Annotated in this window: 16 protein-coding genes; 12 read left to right on the top strand and 4 right to left on the bottom strand. The window is 71.2% G+C overall.

The features are described 5' to 3' along the window. The first annotated feature begins 131 nt into the window (after positions 1-131). The 7 genes from IEY30_RS16740 to IEY30_RS16710 all read left to right on the top strand — a co-directional run bounded on the left by IEY30_RS16740 (position 132) and on the right by IEY30_RS16710 (position 9,618). Positions 132-2,753: a DEAD/DEAH box helicase gene (locus tag IEY30_RS16740; RefSeq protein WP_188960161.1), complete on the top strand. Its 2,622-nt coding sequence runs from the start codon at positions 132-134 to the stop codon at positions 2,751-2,753. Positions 2,754-2,781: 28 nt separating this feature from the next. Then, positions 2,782-3,342, top strand: coding sequence for a YqgE/AlgH family protein (locus IEY30_RS16735; RefSeq protein WP_030202918.1), 561 nt, complete (start codon positions 2,782-2,784; stop codon positions 3,340-3,342). A 7-nt stretch (positions 3,343-3,349) separates the two neighbouring features. Further along, positions 3,350-4,255 carry a glutamate racemase gene (locus tag IEY30_RS16730; RefSeq protein WP_229675052.1) on the top strand — a complete coding sequence of 302 codons (906 nt, stop codon included), beginning with the start codon at positions 3,350-3,352 and terminating at the stop codon, positions 4,253-4,255. A 21-nt stretch (positions 4,256-4,276) separates the two neighbouring features. Continuing rightward, entirely contained in the window at positions 4,277-4,606 is a 330-nt protein-coding gene (locus tag IEY30_RS16725) for a DUF3039 domain-containing protein (RefSeq protein WP_030202915.1), read from the top strand. A gap of 167 nt (positions 4,607-4,773) precedes the next feature. Then, positions 4,774-5,748 (top strand): zinc metalloprotease, encoded by a 975-nt coding sequence (locus IEY30_RS16720; protein WP_030202911.1) that lies wholly within the window; start codon positions 4,774-4,776, stop codon positions 5,746-5,748. A 125-nt stretch (positions 5,749-5,873) separates the two neighbouring features. Further along, positions 5,874-7,634: a DEAD/DEAH box helicase gene (locus IEY30_RS16715; protein ID WP_030202906.1), complete on the top strand. Its 1,761-nt coding sequence runs from the start codon at positions 5,874-5,876 to the stop codon at positions 7,632-7,634. Positions 7,635-7,770: 136 nt separating this feature from the next. Beyond that, entirely contained in the window at positions 7,771-9,618 is a 1,848-nt protein-coding gene (locus tag IEY30_RS16710) for a bifunctional metallophosphatase/5'-nucleotidase (RefSeq protein ID WP_030202903.1), read from the top strand. A gap of 346 nt (positions 9,619-9,964) precedes the next feature. On the opposite strand, the gene IEY30_RS16705 is transcribed toward IEY30_RS16710, so the two are convergent. Together IEY30_RS16705 and IEY30_RS16700 are read right to left on the bottom strand one after the other, a co-directional pair. Continuing rightward, complete coding sequence (locus tag IEY30_RS16705; protein ID WP_030202901.1) at positions 9,965-11,275, bottom strand: alpha-amylase family glycosyl hydrolase; 1,311 nt, start codon at positions 11,273-11,275, stop codon at positions 9,965-9,967. Then, positions 11,272-11,796 (bottom strand): Lrp/AsnC family transcriptional regulator, encoded by a 525-nt coding sequence (locus tag IEY30_RS16700; RefSeq protein WP_043417370.1) that lies wholly within the window; start codon positions 11,794-11,796, stop codon positions 11,272-11,274. The genes IEY30_RS16705 and IEY30_RS16700 overlap by 4 nt, the downstream gene beginning before the upstream one ends. A gap of 107 nt (positions 11,797-11,903) precedes the next feature. Between IEY30_RS16700 and hppD the strand changes: the two genes are divergently transcribed. The 3 genes from hppD (at position 11,904) to IEY30_RS16685 (ending at position 15,793) form a co-directional block, all read left to right on the top strand. Further along, positions 11,904-13,139: a 4-hydroxyphenylpyruvate dioxygenase gene (gene hppD / locus IEY30_RS16695; protein WP_030202894.1), complete on the top strand. Its 1,236-nt coding sequence runs from the start codon at positions 11,904-11,906 to the stop codon at positions 13,137-13,139. 88 nt (positions 13,140-13,227) lie between these two features. Next, complete coding sequence (locus IEY30_RS16690; RefSeq protein ID WP_030202893.1) at positions 13,228-14,079, top strand: RDD family protein; 852 nt, start codon at positions 13,228-13,230, stop codon at positions 14,077-14,079. Between the two features lie 151 nt (positions 14,080-14,230). Next, complete coding sequence (locus IEY30_RS16685) at positions 14,231-15,793, top strand: DHA2 family efflux MFS transporter permease subunit (RefSeq protein WP_030202892.1); 1,563 nt, start codon at positions 14,231-14,233, stop codon at positions 15,791-15,793. A gap of 15 nt (positions 15,794-15,808) precedes the next feature. Here IEY30_RS16685 and fahA read toward each other — a convergent pair whose 3' ends face one another. Together fahA and IEY30_RS16675 are read right to left on the bottom strand one after the other, a co-directional pair. Then, positions 15,809-17,044 (bottom strand): fumarylacetoacetase, encoded by a 1,236-nt coding sequence (gene fahA, locus IEY30_RS16680; RefSeq protein WP_030202885.1) that lies wholly within the window; start codon positions 17,042-17,044, stop codon positions 15,809-15,811. After that, entirely contained in the window at positions 17,041-17,910 is an 870-nt protein-coding gene (locus tag IEY30_RS16675) for a hypothetical protein (RefSeq protein ID WP_030202882.1), read from the bottom strand. The genes fahA and IEY30_RS16675 overlap by 4 nt, the downstream gene beginning before the upstream one ends. Positions 17,911-17,991: 81 nt before the next feature. On the opposite strand from IEY30_RS16675, the gene IEY30_RS16670 reads away from it, so the two are divergent. Then, positions 17,992-19,263: a homogentisate 1,2-dioxygenase gene (locus IEY30_RS16670; protein WP_030202880.1), complete on the top strand. Its 1,272-nt coding sequence runs from the start codon at positions 17,992-17,994 to the stop codon at positions 19,261-19,263. A gap of 4 nt (positions 19,264-19,267) precedes the next feature. Beyond that, a partial coding sequence (locus tag IEY30_RS16665; RefSeq protein ID WP_188960160.1) for an IclR family transcriptional regulator occupies positions 19,268-19,928 on the top strand: 661 nt, incomplete at its 3' end.

Genomic DNA, 19,928 nt, shown 5'->3' with positions numbered 1-19,928 from the left:
GACGGCACAGATGCCGGGCACCGGTACACATGGGGCGCAGATCTTCCTGCGCCTGAGGCTCGTCTGCATGGTCGTGGTGTGACTCACGGCTCGAGGCGAAGTCTGCATCGAGTCAAGAGAGTTGAATACGTATGCCCAAGCACACCTCCTCCGGCGCGCCCAAGAAGGCCCGCTGGACCACCGAGAAGAAGGCTGCCGCGTCCAAGAAGCCGCACCGCGGCCAGGGTGGCCCCAAGACCTCACGCCCGATGTCGTCGGGTTCCAGCCACGTCGGCGGCCGCGAGTGGCGCGCCCCGCGTGACGAGCACCGCTCCTCGGACCGTCCGTCGTTCGAGCGCCGTGACGACCGCGGCGGTGACCGTGGCGGCTTCCAGCGTCGTGACGACCGCGGCGGTGACCGTGGCGGCTTCCAGCGTCGTGACGACCGTGGCGACCGCGGCTTCCAGCGCCGCGAGGACCGTCCGTCCTTCGACCGTCGCGATGACCGCGGCGGTGACCGTGGCGGCTTCCAGCGTCGTGACGACCGTGGCGACCGCGGCTTCCAGCGCGGCGAGGACCGTCCGTCCTTCGACCGTCGTGACGACCGCGGCGGTGACCGCGGTGGTTTCCAGCGCCGTGACGACCGTGGCGACCGCGGCTTCCAGCGCCGCGAGGACCGTCCGTCCTTCGACCGTCGCGATGACCGCGGCGGTGACCGTGGCGGCTTCCAGCGCCGCGAGGACCGTCCGTCCTTCGACCGTCGCGATGACCGCGGCGGTGACCGTGGCGGCTTCCAGCGTCGCGACGACCGTCCCTCCTTCGACCGCGGCGGTGACCGCGGCGGCTTCCAGCGCCGTGACGACCGCGGCGACCGCGGCTTCCAGCGCCGCGACGACCGTCCCTCCTTCGACCGCGGCGGTGACCGCGGCGGCTTCCAGCGCCGTGACGACCGCGGCGACCGCGGCTTCCAGCGCCGGGACGACCGTCCCTCCTTCGACCGTCGCGATGACCGCGGCGGTGACCGCGGCGGCTTCCAGCGCCGTGACGACCGCGGCGACCGCGGCTTCCAGCGCCGTGACGACCGCGGCGACCGCGGCTTCCAGCGCCGCGAGGACCGTCCCTCCTTCGACCGTCGCGATGATCGCGGCGGTGACCGCGGCGGCTACCAGCGCCGTGACGACCGCGGCGACCGCGGCTTCCAGCGCCGTGACGACCGCCCGTCCTTCGACCGTCGCAACGACCGCGGCGACCGCGGTGGCGACCGCTTCGCAGCCCCGGCTCCCGTGAGCTTCGAGGACGCCGAGGCCGAGCGCATGGACGCCGACAACTGGACCAAGGCCACCCGCGCCGACATCTCCGACGGCCCCGTGGACGTCGCCGCCGACAACGGCTTCGCGGCCCTCGGCCTGCCCGAGCGCATCGTCGAGCGCCTCGCCCGCGAGGGCATCACCGCCCCGTTCCCGATCCAGACGGCGACGATCCCCGACGCGCTCGCCGGCAAGGACGTCCTGGGCCGCGGCCAGACCGGCTCGGGCAAGACGCTCGCCTTCGGTCTGCCGCTCATCGCGCGCCTGCTCGAGGCGGACCTGAAGCGTCGCCCGCGCAAGCCGCACGCCCTGATCCTCACCCCGACGCGTGAGCTCGCGATGCAGATCTCCGACGCGCTCGAGCCGCTCGTGCACGTCGCCGGCCTGCGCCACAAGCTCGTCGCCGGTGGCCTCAGCTACACGACGCAGATCAACGCCCTCAACAAGGGCGTCGACATCCTCATCGCGACGCCGGGCCGTCTCAACGACCTGCTCGAGCGCGGCGCGGTCGAGATGGACGACATCGCGATCACCGTGCTCGACGAGGCCGACCACATGGCCGAGATGGGCTTCATGGCCGAGATCACGACGAGCCTGGACAAGATCCCGGCCGACGGGCAGCGCCTGCTCTTCTCGGCGACGCTCGACCGCGGCATCGACACCCTCGTCGAGAAGTACCTCACCGACCCCGTGACGCACTCGACGAACGACGCCACCGCCTCGGTCGAGGGCATGGACCACCACGTCCTGCTCATCGACCCGCAGCACAAGAAGGTCATCACGGCCGAGGTCGCCAACCGCGAGGGGCGCACCGTCGTCTTCTGCCGCACCAAGCTCGGCGCCGACCGCATCGCGCTCCAGCTGCGCGAGCAGGGCGTCATGGCCGCTGCGCTGCACGGTGGCCTCAACCAGGGCCAGCGCAACCGCGTGCTCGGCGCCTTCCGTGACGGCAGCCTCCCGGTGCTCGTCGCGACGGACGTCGCCGCCCGCGGCATCCACGTCGACGACGTCTCGGTCGTCCTGCAGGTCGACCCGCCGGCCGACCACAAGGACTACCTGCACCGCTCGGGCCGCACCGCCCGCGCCGGCGACAAGGGCACCGTCGTGACCCTGGCGCTGCCGCACCAGCGCAAGACGATGGAGCGCCAGCTCAAGGACGCCGGCCTCGAGATCTCGCCGGTCCGGGCCACGCCCGGCGACGCGACCCTCGCGGCCACCGGTGCGACGACGCCCAGTGGTGTCGCCATCGCCGAGGACGACTTCCAGCGCCTCATCGCAGGTCCCAAGCAGCACCGGCGTGGGCCGGCCGGGCCTCGCGGCCCGCGCCAGGCGCAGCGCGGCGGCTCGCGCCCGCACCACGGTGGCGGTCGTGACGACCGTCGTGGGCAGCGCCCCGACCGTGGCGAGGGCCTCGTCTCCCGCTGGGGCGACGACGAGCGCGGCGGTCGTCGCGGCGCACGCTTCTGAGCGGTCGCCGGTGTGGAAGGCTGGGCGCGTGAGCTCGACCTTCCACACCGGCCGTCTCCTCGTGGCGACGCCGTCCGTCGGGGGTGACGTGTTCCACCGGTCCGTCATCCTCATGCTCCACCACGACGACGGAGGCGCCCAGGGCGTCGTGCTCAACAAGCCCCTGTCGGCCGAGGTGGACTCGGTGCTCCCGGGCTGGCAGCGCGTCGTCACCGCTCCCCACGTGCTCTTCCAGGGTGGGCCGGTGTCGACCTCGTCGGCGCTGGGACTCGTAACGGTGCCCGGTGACGAGCCCGAGCCGCTCGGGGTCAAGCGGCTGTTCGGCTCCATCGGGCTCGTCGACCTCGACGTGCCCACCCCGGTCGTCGCGGCGGAGCTCGCCGGCCTGCGGATCTTCGCCGGCTACTCCGGCTGGGAGGCGGGCCAGCTCGAGGGCGAGGTCCTGCGCGGCGACTGGTACGTCGTCGACGCGGAGGTGCGTGACGCCTTCACGCCCGAGCCCGACCGGCTCTGGCGCGAGGTCCTGCGCCGTCAGCGCGACAGCCTCGCCTACGTCGCCAACTTCCCCGACGACCCGTCGATGAACTGACGTGGTCATGACGGGCACCGAGCGCGAGACCGAGCGCGGGACCGAGGAGCAGACCGAGATGCCGAGGTCGACCAGGCGAGTTGCCTTCGTCGACAGCGGGCTCGGGCTCCTCGGGTACGCCGACGCCCTCCGCGCGCTGCGTCCCGACCTCGGGCTCGTGCTGTCGCTCGACCCCGACAACATGCCGTACGGCCTGCGCACCCCGGCGGAGGTCGAGCGGCTCATCATCGCCTCGGCCCGCGCCACGCTGGAGTTCGAGCCCGCGGCCATCGTCGTCGCGTGCAACACCGCGACCGTGCACGGGCTCGACGCTCTCCGGGCCGAGCTCGAGCCCGACGTCCCCGTCATCGGCACCGTCCCGGCGATTCGTCCGGCAGCAGCCTCGGGAGGGCCGGTCGTCGTGTGGGCGACGGCCGCCACGACGTCGAGCGACTACCTCCGTGGCCTCGTCGACGCGTTCGCCGCCGACGTGCAGACGCATGCCGTCGCGGCGCTGGGCCTCGCCGAGGCCGTCGAGTCCGGCGACCTGCAGGCGATAGACGAGTGCATCGCGTATGCCGCGTCGCAGACTCCCACGGGCGTGCGTTCGCTCGTGCTGGGCTGCACCCACTACGGCCTCGTCGTCGACCGGATCGTTGCGGCGATGGGCGAGGGCGTGACCGTCCACGACTCGCCCGTCGCCGTCGCCCGGCAGACGCTGCGCCGCCTCGGTCTCGAGCCGGACGCGACCGCGCCGGAGAGTGGTGTCGAGGCGGTGCTGCTCAGCGGCCGGCCGGGCGCGGCCCCGGCGTCGTGGGGGGCCTACCCCGCGGGCCGACGCCTGCTCGCCGCATCCGCGGAGGGCCGACCGGCCGGACGAGCCGCTGACACCGGGGCGGGAGGGCCGGGATCGGGCTTCGTTCCGGCCGGGTGACCCCCGCCGTAGACTTCCGGCATGAGCACGATGCCTCCCGACCCCTTCGAGCCCGAGCCCCAGCCGCTGCGCGGCACGAGCACGGCGACTATCGAGCGCGAGGAGGTCCGTGAGGAGCTCCAGGAGCCGGGCGACCACGAGCGCTTCTCGCACTACGTGCGCAAGGAGAAGATCCTCGAGTCCGCCCTGTCGGGCGAGCCCGTGGTCGCGCTCTGCGGCAAGATCTGGGTCCCCGGCCGCGACCCGCAGAAGTTCCCCGTCTGCCCCGTGTGCAAGGAGATCTACGACGGCCTGCGTGACCCGCAGGACGGCGGCGACGGCGACAACAGCGGTGGCGGCGGGGACTCCTGACCGGTTCGTCCCCCTTCGTCGCAGGGTGCGTCGCCAAGGCAGGTGACCTGCTGCGCTTTCCTTAAGGGTTCTTTACTCGCCCCGGCTCCGCCGCTGACGGTCGCGTACCTACAGTCGCTGAGATCGACGCCTGACCGGGTGTCGTGTCGGACGAGAAAGGTCACCCCATGAAGCTTCGCTCCCTGATGCTCGCGGCACCGCTCGCACTCGCTGCGATGTCGCTCGGCGCACCGGCCCAGGCCTCACCCGTGATGGACGGCCACGGCGCCGCCGCCTGCCTCGACCCCGCGTCCGTCGGCGCAGCAGGTGCCGGGGCCCGTGGCACGCAGGGCACCGCGAAGGACCCGCACCAGCTGACCGACGCCCAGGTCCGCGCCAACGAGGCGGCGCTGACGAAGGCCCTCGAGGCCAAGGGCCTGACGCGGGACTCGTCCGGCAAGGTCGTCAAGGAGGGCCAGAAGGGCAAGCCGGGCACGGGCGGCACGTTCGCCCCGACGACCGTCAAGGTCTACTGGCACACCATCACCAACGGCACGACCGGCTCCGTCAGCAGCAGCACGATCAACAGCCAGCTCAGCGTCCTCAACAACGCCTACTCCGGCACGGGGCTCAGCTTCACGCTCGCCGGAGCGGACTCGACGAGCAACTCGTCCTGGTACACCGTGACCCCCGGCTCCACCGCCGAGAAGAACATGAAGACCGCGCTGCGCAAGGGCACGATGGCCGACCTCAACCTCTACTCGGCCAACATCGGCCAGGGCCTGCTCGGCTGGGCGACCTTCCCCAAGAGCACCTACGACTCCATGGACGGCGTCGTCATCCTCACGGCGTCGCTGCCCGGCGGCAGCGCCACCAACTATAACCAGGGCGACACCGCCACGCACGAGGTCGGCCACTGGGTCGGGCTCTACCACACGTTCCAGGGCGGCTGTAACGGCAACGGCGACTACGTCGACGACACGCCCGCCGAGGCCAGCGCCGCCTACGAGTGCCCGACCGGTCGTGACACCTGCACGAGCCCCGGCCTCGACCCCATCAAGAACTTCATGGACTACACCTACGACGCCTGCATGAACACGTTCACCACCGGCCAGGTCAGCCGCATGCAGGCCTCGTGGACGGCCTACCGCGCCGGCCGCTGAGCACGCGCACGACCCCCGAGCCCGGTCGCGAAAGCGACTGAGCGGCATACCATCCAGGCCGAGGCCCCGCTCGCAGGCGGGGCCTCGGCATGTCGCCGCCGGGGATTCGTTACGGTGGTCCCTCTATGAGTTCAGGGGCCGCCTTCCACCTCCCACCCGCCTTTCCGGAGCGGGCTGCCTGGGGTACCGCCAGCAAGCTGCGTGCGTGGCAGCAGGAGGCGCTCGACCTCTACCTCGGCAAGTCGCCGCGCGACTTCCTCGCGGTCGCGACGCCGGGCGCCGGCAAGACGACCTACGCGCTGCGGGTCGCGACCGAGCTGCTGAGCGCCGGCATCGTCCACCGGGTCACCGTCGTGGCCCCCACGGAGCACCTCAAGACCCAGTGGGCCGACGCCGCGGCCCGGGTCGGCATCAGCCTCGACCCGAAGTTCAGCAACAGCGTGGGTCGGCACAGCGACGACTACCACGGCGTCGCGGTCACCTACGCCCAGGTCGCGTCGCGGCCGTCGCTGCACCGCGAGCTGACGACGTCGCGCTCGACGCTCGTCATCCTCGACGAGGTGCACCACGGCGGTGACGCGAAGAGCTGGGGCGACGGCATACGCGAGGCGTTCGAGCCGGCCACGCGCCGACTGTCGCTGACGGGCACCCCGTTCCGCTCGGACACCTCGCCGATCCCGTTCGTCACCTACGAGCTCGACGCCGAGGGCACGCTCGTCAGCTCGAGCGACTACACGTACGGCTACGCCGAGGCGCTGCGCGACGGCGTGGTGCGGCCCGTGCTCTTCATGGCCTACGGCGGCAGCATGCGCTGGCGCACCAAGGCCGGCGACGAGCTCGAGGCCCGGCTGGGCGAGCCGATGACCAAGGACTTCGTCGCGCACGCGTGGCGCACGGCCCTCGACCCCAAGGGGGAGTGGATCCCGGCCGTGCTCGCGGCCGCCGACCGCCGCCTCACCGAGGTTCGCCGCCACGTCGAGGACGCCGGCGGGCTCGTCATCGCGTCCAACCAGACGCAGGCGAGGGCGTATGCCGCGATCCTCCGCACGCTCACGGGCGAGGCTCCCACGGTCGTGCTCTCCGACGACCTCGGCGCGAGCAAGCGCATCGAGGACTTCGGGGCGAGCGACGAGCGCTGGATGGTCGCCGTCCGCATGGTGTCGGAGGGCGTCGACGTGCCGCGTCTCGCGGTCGGCGTCTACGCGACGTCCACCTCGACCCCGCTCTTCTTCGCCCAGGCCGTCGGCCGCTTCGTCCGGGCCCGGCGGCGCGGCGAGACCGCGTCGGTCTTCCTGCCCTCGGTGCCGGTCGTGCTCGACCACGCGGCACGCCTCGAGGAGCAGCGCGACCACGCCCTCGACCGCAAGCCGAACCCCGACGACATCGGGCAGATGTGGGCCGAGGAGCAGGCCCTCATCGACGACGCCAACCGCGCCGACAAGGCGAGCGGGGCGCTCGACGAGGGAGCCTTCGAGGCGCTCGAGTCCGACGCGCACTTCGACCACGTGCTCTTCGACAAGCAGCAGTGGGGCATGCACGCGCAGGTCGGCTCCGAGGACGAGGAGGAGTACCTCGGCCTGCCGGGCCTGCTCGAGCCCGACCAGGTGTCCGCGCTGCTGCGCGAGCGGCAGAGCCGACAGGTCAAGAAGGCGCCGCAGGGGGCCTCCGCGCCGATGCCCGTCGCGGCGCACCGGGCCCTGGCCGCGCAGCGCAAGGAGCTCAACACGCTCGTGTCGACCTACGCCCGCCAGAAGGGCCTGCCGCACGCCAACGTCCACATGGACCTGCGCCGCGTGTGCGGCGGCCCGGACCTCGCGGCGGCCTCGTCCGACCAGGTCTCCGAGCGCATCGACAAGATCCGGCTCTGGCTCGTCGGCCGGCGCTGACGGTTCACGATCCGGACGTCTGCTCGACCCATTCCGGACGAGATGTCGGGCTAGGGTCTGCCGTGCGCCTCGGGGGCGAGCGCGCACCCTGTGGCAAGGACTGCTCCGATCGAGCACCCGACAGACGAAGGACGACATGAGCAACGACCAGACCTCCGCGACCCCACTCCTCGGGTCATCGACCACCCGTCGCCAGCTGCTGGCCCTCGCCGCCGTCGGTGGCGCGGGGCTCGCCACTGCGGGCGCCGCCTCGAGCGCCGCCGCGGCGCCCGGCCCCGGCACCAACGGAGAGGTCGTGCGGCTCACCGTGCTCGGCACGACCGACCTGCACGGCAACGTCTACAACTGGGACTACTTCAAGAACGCCGAGTACACCGACGGCAAGGCCAACGACATCGGCGTCGCCAAGGCCTCCTCGATCATCAAGGCGATCCGCGCCGAGGTCGGCGCCGAGCGCACCCTGACCATCGACGCCGGCGACACGATCCAGGGCACGCCGCTCGCGTACTACTACGCCAAGATCGACCCGATCACCGGCGGCTCGACGCACCCGATGGCTGCGGCGATGAACCAGGTCGGCTACGACGCGGCCGCGCTCGGCAACCATGAGTACAACTACGGCCTCGACACCCTGCGCGCCTTCGAGAAGCAGCTGCGCTTCCCGCTCCTGTCGGCCAACTCCGTCGACTGGAACACCGGCGCGCCCGTCTTCAAGCCGTGGGTCATCAAGACGATCAAGCTCGCCGACACCAAGGCCATCAAGGTCGGAATCCTCGGCCTCGTGACGCCGGGCGTCGCGATCTGGGACAAGGCCAACGTCGAGGGCAAGGTGAAGTTCCCCGGCATCGTCGAGCAGGCCAAGGTCATGGTGCCCCGCCTCAAGGCCGCCGGCGCCGACGTCGTCATCGTCGCCTGCCACTCCGGCGACAGCGGCAAGTCCTCCTGGGGCGACGCCCTGCCCTACGTCGAGAACGCCAGTGCGATCCTCGCCGAGGAGGTCCCGGGCATCGACGCCGTGCTCGTCGGCCACGCCCACCTCGAGATCCCGCAGCGCTACGTCACCAACAAGGCCACCGGCAAGCAGGTGCTGCTCTCCGAGCCCTACTACTGGGGCATGCGGGTGACGCGGATGTCGATCGACGTGCAGAAGATCCGCGGCAAGTGGCAGGTGGTGCACTCCGAGGCGACGCTCTACAACTCCAACGTCGCGCCCGAGGACCCGGCCGTGACCGGCGCCGTGGCCGCCGCCCACCAGAAGGTGCTCACCTACGTCAACGGCGTCATCGGCACGTGCACCGAGGCGATGTCCGCGGCGACCTCACGCTACGAGGACACCGCCGCGGTCGACTTCATCAACTACGTCCAGGCCGACGCGGTCAAGAAGGCCCTGGCCGGCACGCCCGAGGCGTCGCTCCCGGTGCTGTCCATCGCCGCGCCGTTCAACAAGCTCGCGGCCATCCCGGCGGGCGAGGTGACGATCCGCGACGTGGCCGGCCTCTACATCTACGACAACACGCTGCTCGGCATCGTGCTCACCGGCGCGCAGGTCAAGGCCTACCTCGAGAAGAGCGCGGAGTACTACAAGCCGTGCACGACGACCGGTCCGGTCGCCGCCGACACCATCACCAACGCCAACGCGACGCCCGACTACAACTACGACGTCATGGGCGGCCTCGACGCCGACCTCACCTACGACATCGACCTCGCCAAGCCGGTCGGCTCGCGCATCGTGAACCTCACCTACGCCGGCGAGACCGTCAAGGCGGACGCGCGCTTCGTCGTCGCGATCAACAACTACCGCCAGTCCGGTGGTGGCAACTTCCCGGGGGTCGTGACGGCACCGGTCGTCTACAACCGGCAGATCGAGATCCGCCAGCTGCTCATCGACTGGGCGACGGCCAACAAGGTCATCGACCCGAAGGTCTTCTCCAGCCTCGACTGGAAGCTCGTCAGCAACGGCAGCCCCATCACCGTCACACCCTGACGCAGATCCGCGCACGCGCCCACTCGGCCAAGGCCGGGTGGGCGCGTCCGTGTCCGGGTGCTGGGAGGGGCGCCCCGCTGCTTGGGAGGACAGCGGGACGCCCCGTTCCCGGCCGGCCACGGGTGGGACCGCGGCGAGGCAGAGGCGTACCCGCCGGGACAGGGGAGCACCGACGGGTACGCACCTCCATCCTCCCGGATCGAGGGGCCTCGCGTGATCTGTTTCGACGGGATCGCGTCATGATCTGCGATCTCGATCGTCTACCAGGAGACGGGACAGCAAGCCCTGTGCCGTCAGGGGCCTCGGGCTGCTCGTGGAGGGGTGCCCGAGGCCCCACCACCGCGGGTCAGGCGCCGGTGAGGACCTGGTAGCCCCAGGCCGGGAGGGTGTACTCCTGCCCTTGCGTCAGCCCCACCGGCTCGCCGGTGAAGGCGTCCCGCCACGTGCCGGCCTGCGGGCCGTCGCCGAGGGTCACCGTCCGCTCCTCGTCGCTGAAGTTGAAGGCCGCGAAGATGCGGTCCTCGCCGACGGCCCGCACGAAGCTCAGCACCGCCGACTCGGCCGAGTTCGGCACGCGCACCATGCGTCCGCCGGCCGCGCCGTTCCACAGCGCCGGGTGGGCCTTCTTCAGCGCGAACAGCGAGCGGTAGAGCTCGCCCTGCTCGTCCTCGCGCCACTCGATCTCGTCCTTGTCGAAGAAGACGAGGCGCCTGTCGCTGCCGGCCTCCTGGCCGTTGTAGACCAGGGGCATCCCCTCGCTGACGACCGACAGCACGATCGAGGGGGGGAGCGCGTCGCCGAACTGCTCGTACTCGGTGCCCTCCCACGCGTTCTTGTCGTGGTTGCTGACGAAGAGCATCCGGTAGGCGTCGCGCTGGTAGAAGCGGTCGTTCCAGGCGTAGTAGACCTTGAGCGCCTCGACGTCGGCCTTGCCGTGCGCGATCTTGTGGAGAGTCTCGTTCCAGCTCCAGCCGTAGGTCATGTCGAAGGCGCGCACGTGCAGGTCGCGCGACTCCCACTCGGCGAGCATGAAGACCGGCTTGATCTCGTCGAGCTCGCGGCGGACGTTGTCCCAGAAGTCCACGGGCACGAATCCCGCCACGTCACAACGGAACCCGTCGAATCCGACCTCGCGCACCCAGTACTTCATGGCGTCGGTCATGTAGCGACGCAGCTCGGGGTTGTCGTAGTCCAGGTCGATGATGTCGTCCCAGTCCCACCACGGGGTCGGGCGGAAGTCGCCCTTCCAGTCGCGGGCGTACCACTCGGGGTGCTGCTCGACGAGCACGTTGTCCCACGCGGTGTGGTTGGCGACCCAGTCGAGGATGACGTGCAGGCCGAGGCCGTGGGCGGTGTCGACGAAGTGCCGCAGGTCCTCGAGCGTGCCGAACTCCGGGTTGACCCCGAGGTAGTCCTTGACGGCATACGGGCTGCCGAGGACACCCTTGCGGTTCTGCTCGCCGATCGGGTGCACCGGCATGATCCACACGATGTCGATGCCGAGCTCACGGATCCGGGGCAGGTGCGCCTCGGCCGCGCGGAAGGTGCCCTCGGGCGTGAAGTGGCGCTGGTTGATCTGGTAGATCGTCGCGCTGCGGCTCCACTCGGGGTGGGTGAGCTCGACGGCGGGCCGGGGGGTGTACGGGTTGGCGGTCACGGTGCGGGCTCTCCTTGGGCGAGGTCGAGCAGGTGCTCGACGAGCGGGATCGTGCGGTGGTCGAGGCGGGTGGCGAGCGAGATGACCGTCGAGGCCCGCGTCACGTGGGCGTCGTCGACGACGCGGTCGATGACGCGCTGCAGGTCGGCGTTGTCGCGGCCGACGATGCGGATCAGCACGTCGCCCGAGCCGGTGATCGTGTGCGCCTCGAGCACCTCGGGGATCGCCGCGAGGTGCTCGACGACGGGGGAGTGCCCGCCGCGTCCCTGCCGGATCTCGAGCGTGCAGAAGGCGGTCACCGGGTAGCCGAGGGCGGCCGGGTCGACGTCGGGCGCCATCGACCGGAGCACGCCCGTCCGCTGGAGCCGGTCGAGACGGGCCTGGACGGTGCCCCGGGCGACGCCGAGCCGGCGGGACGCGCCGAGCACGCCGACGCCCGGCTCGGTGAGCAGGAGCAGCAAGATCCGGCAGTCGAGCGGGTCGACGGGTGGGCGGGCTGCCGGTCCCGCGGCGGAGGTCATGGACAGAGTGTCCAGCACCACGCGGCATACGGCCAACACTTTGTGCACTCTGCCCAGCCGTGTCGGCTGCTGTTGCACACCCGCACGCGCTCGGTCACCCTCGCTCCATGACCGACACGATGCCGTCCGCCGCGGCCCCCGACCTCACCGACCAGGAGCGCGAGGCCGACCTCGACCTCGAGCAGCTCAAGCAGCTCGTCGGTCTCGTCGAGTACGACGAGAACACCGACGTCTTCCCCGTCACCGGATGGGACGCGATCGTCTTCGTCGCGGGCAACGCCACCCAGAGCGCGCACTACTACCAGAGCGCCTGGGGCATGGAGCTCGTCGCCTACTCGGGCCCCGAGAACGGCAACCGCGACCACAAGTCGTTCGTGCTCAAGAGCGGCTCGATCCGCTTCGTCATCATGGGCGCCGTCGACCCGGACAGCCCGCTCGCCGACCACCACCGCCGCCACGGCGACGGCGTCGTCGACATCGCCCTCGAGGTGCCCGACGTCGACAAGTGCATCGCCCAGGCGCGCAAGGCCGGCGCGACGGTCCTCGAGGAGCCGACGGACCACTCCGACGAGCACGGCACGGTCCGCACCGCCGCGATCGCGACGTACGGCGAGACGCGCCACACGCTCGTCCAGCGCACCGTGAACGATCAGACGTATGCCGGCCCGTACCTCCCCGGCTACGTGCCCACGAGCTCGTCCTACGAGAAGCGCGACGGCCAGCCCAAGCGCCTCTTCCAGGCCCTCGACCACATCGTCGGCAACGTCGAGCTCGGCCACATGGACGAGTGGGTCGGCTTCTACAACCGCGTCATGGGCTTCGTGAACATGGCCGAGTTCATCGGCGACGACATCGCCACCGACTACTCGGCCCTGATGAGCAAGGTCGTCGCCAACGGCAACCACCGCGTGAAGTTCCCGCTCAACGAGCCGGCCATCGCGAAGAAGAAGAGCCAGATCGACGAGTACCTCGAGTTCTACCGCGGCGCCGGCGCCCAGCACCTGGCCGTCGCGACGAACGACATCCTCGCCTCGGTCGACGCCCTGCGCGCCAACGGCGTCGAGTTCCTCGACACCCCCGACAGCTACTACGAGGACGCCGAGCTGCGCGAGCGCATCGGCAACGTCCGCGTGCCCATCGAGGAGCTGCAGAAGCGCAAGATCCTTGTCGACCGCGACGAGGACGGCTACCTGCTGCAGATCTTTACCAAGCCCCTCGGCGACCGCCCGACGGTCTTCTTCGAGCTCATCGAGCGGCACGGCTCGCTCGGCTTCGGCAAGGGCAACTTCAAGGCGCTCTTCGAGGCCATCGAGCGCGAGCAGGACAAGCGCGGCAACCTCTGACGCAGCCCCGGGGGCGCGCAGCGACCCGTCGACCGCGGACCCGGCATACCGGGTCCGCGGTCGATCGTCGTCATGGCACAGTTGAGCCATGAGCCAGCAGCCCTCCGGGTGGTACGACGACCCCAGCAACGCCGACATGCTTCGCTACTGGGACGGCGTGACGTGGACCAACCACACCGCGCCGAAGAAGTCGCCGACCGCCTCGCAGAGCACCATCGGCCTGCCGCAGCAGAGCCAGCAGGGCCAGTACGGCCAGGTGCCGCCCGACCGCACGGGCGTGCCCACGCCGACGACCCCGATGCCGCAGGGTAGCGGGTGGCAGAGCCAGTCGCAGGCCCCGCAGCAGCAGGCGCAGGGCCACTACCCCCAGGCCCCGGCCAACGCGCAGTGGATGCACAACATCCGCACGACGGCCGACGGGGTCCAGCTCGCCTCGTGGGGCAAGCGTTTCGGTGCGTGGATCCTCGACGGCATCATCCTCGGCATCGCCTCCTACCTGCTGCTGCGCGCGTTCGTGCCGGACTACTTCGCCTCGATCCAGCGCGTCGTCGACGCGGCGGCGGCGCAGGACCAGGCAGCGATGAGCTCGCTCATCAACGACGTCGCGGCGCAGGCCGTCAAGGCGGGCCTCGTGTCGTGGGTCTTCTCGGCGATCTACTGCATCGCCTTCTGGACGACGACCGGACAGACGCCCGGCAAGATGGCCCTCGGCATCAGCGTCCGCCGCACGGACGCCTCCGGCCCCCTCGACCTCGTCACCGCGATCCGCCGACGCCTGCTGTCGGCGCTCCAGCTCGTCCCGTTCGTCAGCGGCATCTACTTCCTCGTCTTCCTGCTCGACGGGCTCTGGCCGCTGTGGGACGACAAGCGCCAGGCCCTGCACGACAAGGTCGCGAGCACGCAGGTCGTCGAGGGCAAGCAGCCGCGCAAGCAGGCCTGAGCGCCTTCCCGCAGAGCCGGCGGGGCAGGTGGGGTCGGCCGACGGCATAACTGGCTTGCGCCGCTGTCGGGGGTCGGCGCGAGAATGGACGCTGCCCAGCCGTGCTGCGGGCTCGTCGCCGCGGCCCCTCGCCGTCCCCACCGGAGTTCTCGTGTCTGCTCACACCGCTCCAGCCCACCCTGAATACCCCGACGCCATCGACGGCGCCGTCCTCAAGATCGCCGGGGTCGTCGTCCTCGGCGCGATCATGTCGATCCTCGACATCACGGTCGTCAACATCGCGCTGCCGACCTTCCAGACGGCCTTCCCGGACGCGTCCGGGCAGCCGGTGCCGTACTCCACCGTCGCGTGGACGGTCACGGCCTACACGCTGGCCCTCGCGACCGTCATCCCGATGACGGGCTGGGCTGCCGACCGGTTCGGGACCAAGCGGCTCTACGTCCTGGCCGTCATCCTCTTCACGGCCGGCTCGGCGCTCTGCGCGACGGCCGGATCGATCGAGGTCCTCATCCTCTTCCGGGTCGTGCAGGGCCTGGGCGGCGGCATGCTCATGCCCCTCGGCATGACGATCATGACCCGCGCCGCCGGTCCGGCCCGCATGGGCCGACTCATGGCGATCCTCGGCGTGCCCATGCTCCTCGGCCCGATCTTCGGCCCGATCCTCGGTGGCTGGCTCATCGAGGTCGCGACGTGGCACTGGATCTTCCTCATCAACGTCCCGATCGGCGTCGTCGCCGTGCTGTATGCGTTGTGGGCCCTGCCGTCTGACGCCCCCGAGCCGTCCGAGTCCTTCGACGTCGTCGGCATGCTGCTCATGTCGCCCGGCCTCGCACTCTTCCTCTACGGCATCAGCTCGATCCCCGGTGAGGGGACCTTCGTGTCCAAGAAGGTGCTCATCCCGTTCTGCATCGGCCTGGCGATGGTCGTGGCGTTCGTCGTCTACAGCTTCCGTCCGAAGCACCCGCTGCTCGACCTGCGCCTCTTCCACAACCGCCGCCTCACCGTCGCGACGATCACGATGTTCCTCTTCGGTGCGGCCTTCTTCGGCGGGCTCCTGCTCGTCCCGACCTACTTCCAGGAGGTGCGCGGCGAGAACACCCTGCACGCGGCCTACCTCATGGTCCCGCAGGGTCTCGGGGCCATGCTGACGATGCCGGTCGCTGGGGCCCTCGCCGACCGCCTCCCGGTGGGTCGCATCGTGCCCTTCGGGCTGCTGCTCATCACCGGTGGCATGTTCGCGTTGACCCAGGTCGGTCCGGACACCCCCTACTGGGGCTTCATGATCCCGGTGCTCTTCGTCATGGGTCTCGGCATGGGCGGCACGATGATGCCGATCATGACGTCGGCCCTCAAGACGCTGACCGCCCACCAGGTCGCGCGCGGCTCGACCCTGCTCAACATCACGCAGCAGATCGCGAGCTCGATCGGCGTCGCCGTCATCTCGGTCGTCTTCACCAACAACCTCGCCGCCAAGCCGCTCGCCGGGCCGGCGATCGCGGCCCAGCGCGATCCGAGCCTCGTCGACAAGGTCGGCGGTCCGGGAGCGGTGCAGGAGGGGCTGACTCAGGCGGCCGACGCGTTCGGTGAGACCTTCCTCGTGGCCGCGATCCTCGTCGCGACGACCCTCGTCGCCGCCTGGTTCCTGCCGCGCCGGCACGAGGAGTCGCACCTGCTCGACGACGAGACGCAGGCAGCGCCAGTCGTCCTGCACTGACTGGCTGGGGCCGGCTCAGACGGCGGGGCGGATGGTGCCGGTGACCTCGCCGAGCCCGATGCGCGCACCCCGAGGTCCCGGCGCCCAGGCCGTCATCGTCACGGTGTCGCCGTCCTCGAGGAAGCCGCGCGTCCTGCCGTCGTCCAGCATGAGCGGCTCGGTGCCGTTCCAGGTCAGCTCGAGCAGGCTGCCTCGCGTCTCGCGGCTCGGGCCGCTGATCGTCCCCGAACCGAAGAGGTCGCCGTCCCGGATCGACGCGCCGTTGACGGTGAGGTGGGCGAGCATCTGGGCAGGCGACCAGTACATCCCGGCGTGCTCGGGGCGCGAGACCACGGTGCCGTTGAGGGTCACCTCGACGTGCACGTCGAGCCCGAAGGCGTCGCCCCGCAGGTAGGGGAGCACCTGCGGGTCCGACTGTCCCGGAAGGGCGGTGCGCGCCGACTCGAGGGCCTCGAGTGGGGTCACCCAGGCCGACACCGAGGTGGCGAACGACTTGCCGAGGAAGGGGCCGAGCGGGACGTACTCCCACGCCTGGATGTCGCGGGCGCTCCAGTCGTTGAGGATGACGACGCCGAAGAGGTGGTCGCCGGCCTCGTCGACCGACACGCGCGTGCCCAGCGCGGTCGCTCCGCCGACGACGTAGCCGAGCTCGGCCTCGATGTCGAGGCGGATGCTCGGGCCGAAGACCGGTGCGGGGTCGTTCGGGCCCTTGCGCTGGCCCGTCGGGCGGACGACGTCGGTCCCGGAGACGACGACGGTGCCCGCGCGCCCGTGGTAGCCGATCGGCAGGTGCTTCCAGTTCGGCGGCAGCGCGGCGTTGTCGGGTCGGAAGATCTTCCCGACGTTGCTCGCGTGGTCCTCGCTCGCGTAGAAGTCGACGTAGTCGGCGACCTCGACGGGCAGGTGCAGCGTGACGTCGTCGAGGGGGTGCAGGTGCGGTGAGACGCCCTCGCGGTGCGCCTCGTCGCGCAGGATCTCCGACAGCCAGGCACGGGCCGTGGTCCACGCCGGCCGGCCGAGCGCGAGGAAGGCGTTGAGGCTCGGCGTCTGCCACACGGCCGCCAGGTCGGGACCGTCGCCGACGAGACCGGCCTCGCGACCGATGGCGGCGACGGCACCGGCGTCGAGCACGAGGTCACCGATGCGGACGCCGACGCGGCGCGTCGGGTCGGCGGCCGTGCTGAACACGCCGTAGGGCAGGTTGTCGACGCCGTAGAGGTGGTCGTCGGGCACGTCGAGCCAGGTGGTCACCGGTGCTGCTCCTTCGGGTCGGTGGCGCGGATGAGTCCGAGCGCCTCGAGCTCGGTCAGGGGGTCGAGGACACCGCAGCAGCCGTAGGACACGAAGCTCCCGCGCACGCGCTCGGCGTCGTCGGCGTCGAGGCTCGACAGGGCCGTGACGAGCACCTCGGTGTCGTGCCTGGCCAGGACCCCGGCGAGCTCGTGCTGCTCGGCGCCGTGGAGGGCCTCGTGGGTCGCGAGCAGGACGTTGAGCACGCCGTGCATCGGCTCACCGGCGTGGGTGCCGCGGACGGCGTGGTGCAGCCCTCCGGTCAGCTTGAAGCTCAGCCCGTGCAGCACGACGGCGTCGAGGAAGCCCCCGAGCACCTGCTCGTCGGGCCAGGCCCAGGCGGGTGTCGCGCCGGTGCGGAACTTCGCCGTCACGTCGTGCTCCTCGTCGACGGCGGCTGCGATGTCGTCGAGCCCTCGGGTCTGCTCGTCACCGAGCCCGACCTCGACGACGACGGGCACCTCTGCCGCCAGTGCCTGCCGCCAGTCGTCGGACCAGCCGAGCTCCGCCGCCGTGACGAGAACCCGGTCGTGGTCTCGCAGCGACGTGAGCGCGTCGACGATGGGTTGCACCGGGGCGCCGGGGCGCACGACGAGGGTGACCTCGAGCGGCGCCTCGGACGTGCGCGGGTCGGCCGAGGCGAGCGTCGCGAGCTCGTCCGCGGACGCGGCGGGCACGAGCAGCGGCCCGATGTGGGCGGCATACGGCCCGGTGCGTCGCTCGAGGTGCTCCCGCACGGCGACGTCGAGTGGCGACAGCCCGGGAGGGAAGACGGCGGCGTCGTCGACGAGGCGGTCGAAGAGGGGCGCGAACGGCGTCCTTGACATGACCGGGAGCGTACTCCACTGTTGCAATAGCGATACACCTGCGTCCGCTCAACGGACGCGCTCGACGGAGAGGCCTCGTCCATGGCGCACTACCAGGCGGTCGGGAGCATCCCGCCCAAGCGGCACACCCAGCACCGGCGTCCGGGGCAGGGGGACGCGCCGGGTGAGCTCTACTACGAGGAGCTCATGGGCGAGGAGGGCTTCAGCTCGGACAGCTCGCTGCTCTACCACCGCAACATCCCGTCGACGACGGTCGGCGCCGCAGTGTGGGAGCTGCCCGACCAGTCGACGACGCCGAACCACCCGCTGACGCCGCGCCACCTCAAGCTCCACGAGCTCTTCGACGCCGAGACGGTCGGTACGACGGACGTCGTGACCGGCCGGCGCCTCGTGCTCGGCAACGGCGACGTGCGCATCTCGTATGCCGTGGCCGGCGCGCCGAGCCCGTGGTACCGCAACGGGATCGGTGACGAGTGCGTCTACGTCGAGCGCGGCGCCGCGCGCGTCGAGACGGTGTTCGGGGCCTTCGATGTCGCCGAGGGCGACTACGTCATCATCCCGCGGGCCACGACGCACCGCTGGATCCCTGTCGTCGGCGGCGACGAGCCGCTGCGCGCCTACTGCATCGAGGCCAACAGCCACATCGCGCCGCCCAAGCGCTACCTCAGCAAGTACGGCCAGCTGCTCGAGCACGCGCCCTACTGCGAGCGCGACCTGCGCCAGCCCGACGGCCCGCTGCTCGCCGAGCAGGTCGGCGCCGACCCGGACGAGCAGACCGACGTCTACATCAAGCACCGCGGCAACGGGCCGGGCGGGGTCGTCGGCACCCTCCACACGCTGCCCTTCCATCCGCTCGACGTCGTCGGCTGGGACGGGTGCCTCTACCCGTACGTCTTCAACGTCCGCGACTTCGAGCCGATCACGGGGCGCATCCACCAGCCGCCGCCGGCGCACCAGGTCTTCGAGGGCTGGAACTTCGTCATCTGCAACTTCGTGCCGCGCAAGGTCGACTACCACCCGCTCGCCATCCCGGTGCCGTACTACCACTCCAACGTCGACAGCGACGAGATCATGTTCTACGTCGACGGCGACTACGAGGCGCGCAAGGGCTCGGGCATCGGCAAGGGGTCGGTCTCCGTCCACCCCGGCGGCCACGCCCACGGTCCGCAGCCCGGCGCGACCGAGGGCTCGATCGGGGTCGAGGCCTTCGACGAGCTCGCCGTCATGGTCGACACGTTCCGGCCCCTGGAGCTCGGCGAGGGGGGCATCGCCGTCGACGACGGGCTCTACGCGATGTCGTGGTCCAAGGGTGCCGGCCGGGCGGCACCCGGCGGCGCCCACTCCGAGGGCTGAGCCGGTGTCCACTCCGGCCGGGGTCGCCCGGGGGGAGGCCTCACAGACGCTCGACCGGGGCATCCGGGTGCTGGAGACCCTGGCCGACGCCAGCGCCTCGGCCGGCCTGACGATCACCGAGCTCGCGGCCCGGCTGGGTGTGGGTCGCCCCGTGGTCTACCGCCTCGTCACGACCCTCGAGGAGCACCACCTCGTCTCCCGAGCGGCCGACGGACGGGTCCGACTCGCGCTCGGCGTCAGCCGCCTCGCCTCCGCGGTGACGCCGGTCGTGCGCAGCGAGGCCCGACCCGTGCTGCGCGAGCTGGCCGACGCCGTCGGCGCGACCGCGCACCTGACGATCGCCGAGGGCGACGAGGCCCTGGCGCTCGTCGTCGTCGAGCCATCCTGGACCGACGTCCACGTCGCCTACCGCTCCGGCGCACGGCACGCGCTCGACCAGGGGGCCGCCGGCCGGGCGATCCTCGCCTCTCGGACGGGGGAGCCGGGGGTGATCGGCACGGACGGTGAGCTCCAGGCGGGCGCTCACGGACTCGCGCTGTCGCTCTCGACCCGTGCCGAGCCGACTCCGGGCTGGGTCGAGGCGTCGGTCGGCGTCGTATCGCTCGAGCCCCTCGACGTGCGGACGGTCGGTCCGCGGCTCGAGCGGGCGGCCCGCGCCCTGCGCG

The organism is Terrabacter tumescens, from assembly GCF_014646815.1.
GTDB classification, from domain to species: Bacteria; Actinomycetota; Actinomycetes; order Actinomycetales; family Dermatophilaceae; genus Terrabacter; species Terrabacter tumescens.
This window is presented reverse-complemented; position numbering and strand designations above follow the sequence as displayed.

Coding starts and splice junctions, on each gene's coding strand:
- IEY30_RS16740 (WP_188960161.1), top strand. CDS start 132: ATGCCCAAGCACACCTCCTCCGGCGCGCCCAAGAAGGCCCGCTGGACC.
- IEY30_RS16730 (WP_229675052.1), top strand. CDS start 3,350: ATGACGGGCACCGAGCGCGAGACCGAGCGCGGGACCGAGGAGCAGACC.
- IEY30_RS16725 (WP_030202915.1), top strand. CDS start 4,277: ATGAGCACGATGCCTCCCGACCCCTTCGAGCCCGAGCCCCAGCCGCTG.
- IEY30_RS16720 (WP_030202911.1), top strand. CDS start 4,774: ATGAAGCTTCGCTCCCTGATGCTCGCGGCACCGCTCGCACTCGCTGCG.
- IEY30_RS16715 (WP_030202906.1), top strand. CDS start 5,874: ATGAGTTCAGGGGCCGCCTTCCACCTCCCACCCGCCTTTCCGGAGCGG.
- IEY30_RS16710 (WP_030202903.1), top strand. CDS start 7,771: ATGAGCAACGACCAGACCTCCGCGACCCCACTCCTCGGGTCATCGACC.
- IEY30_RS16700 (WP_043417370.1), bottom strand. CDS start 11,796: ATGACCTCCGCCGCGGGACCGGCAGCCCGCCCACCCGTCGACCCGCTC.
- hppD (WP_030202894.1), top strand. CDS start 11,904: ATGACCGACACGATGCCGTCCGCCGCGGCCCCCGACCTCACCGACCAG.
- IEY30_RS16690 (WP_030202893.1), top strand. CDS start 13,228: ATGAGCCAGCAGCCCTCCGGGTGGTACGACGACCCCAGCAACGCCGAC.
- IEY30_RS16675 (WP_030202882.1), bottom strand. CDS start 17,910: ATGTCAAGGACGCCGTTCGCGCCCCTCTTCGACCGCCTCGTCGACGAC.
- IEY30_RS16670 (WP_030202880.1), top strand. CDS start 17,992: ATGGCGCACTACCAGGCGGTCGGGAGCATCCCGCCCAAGCGGCACACC.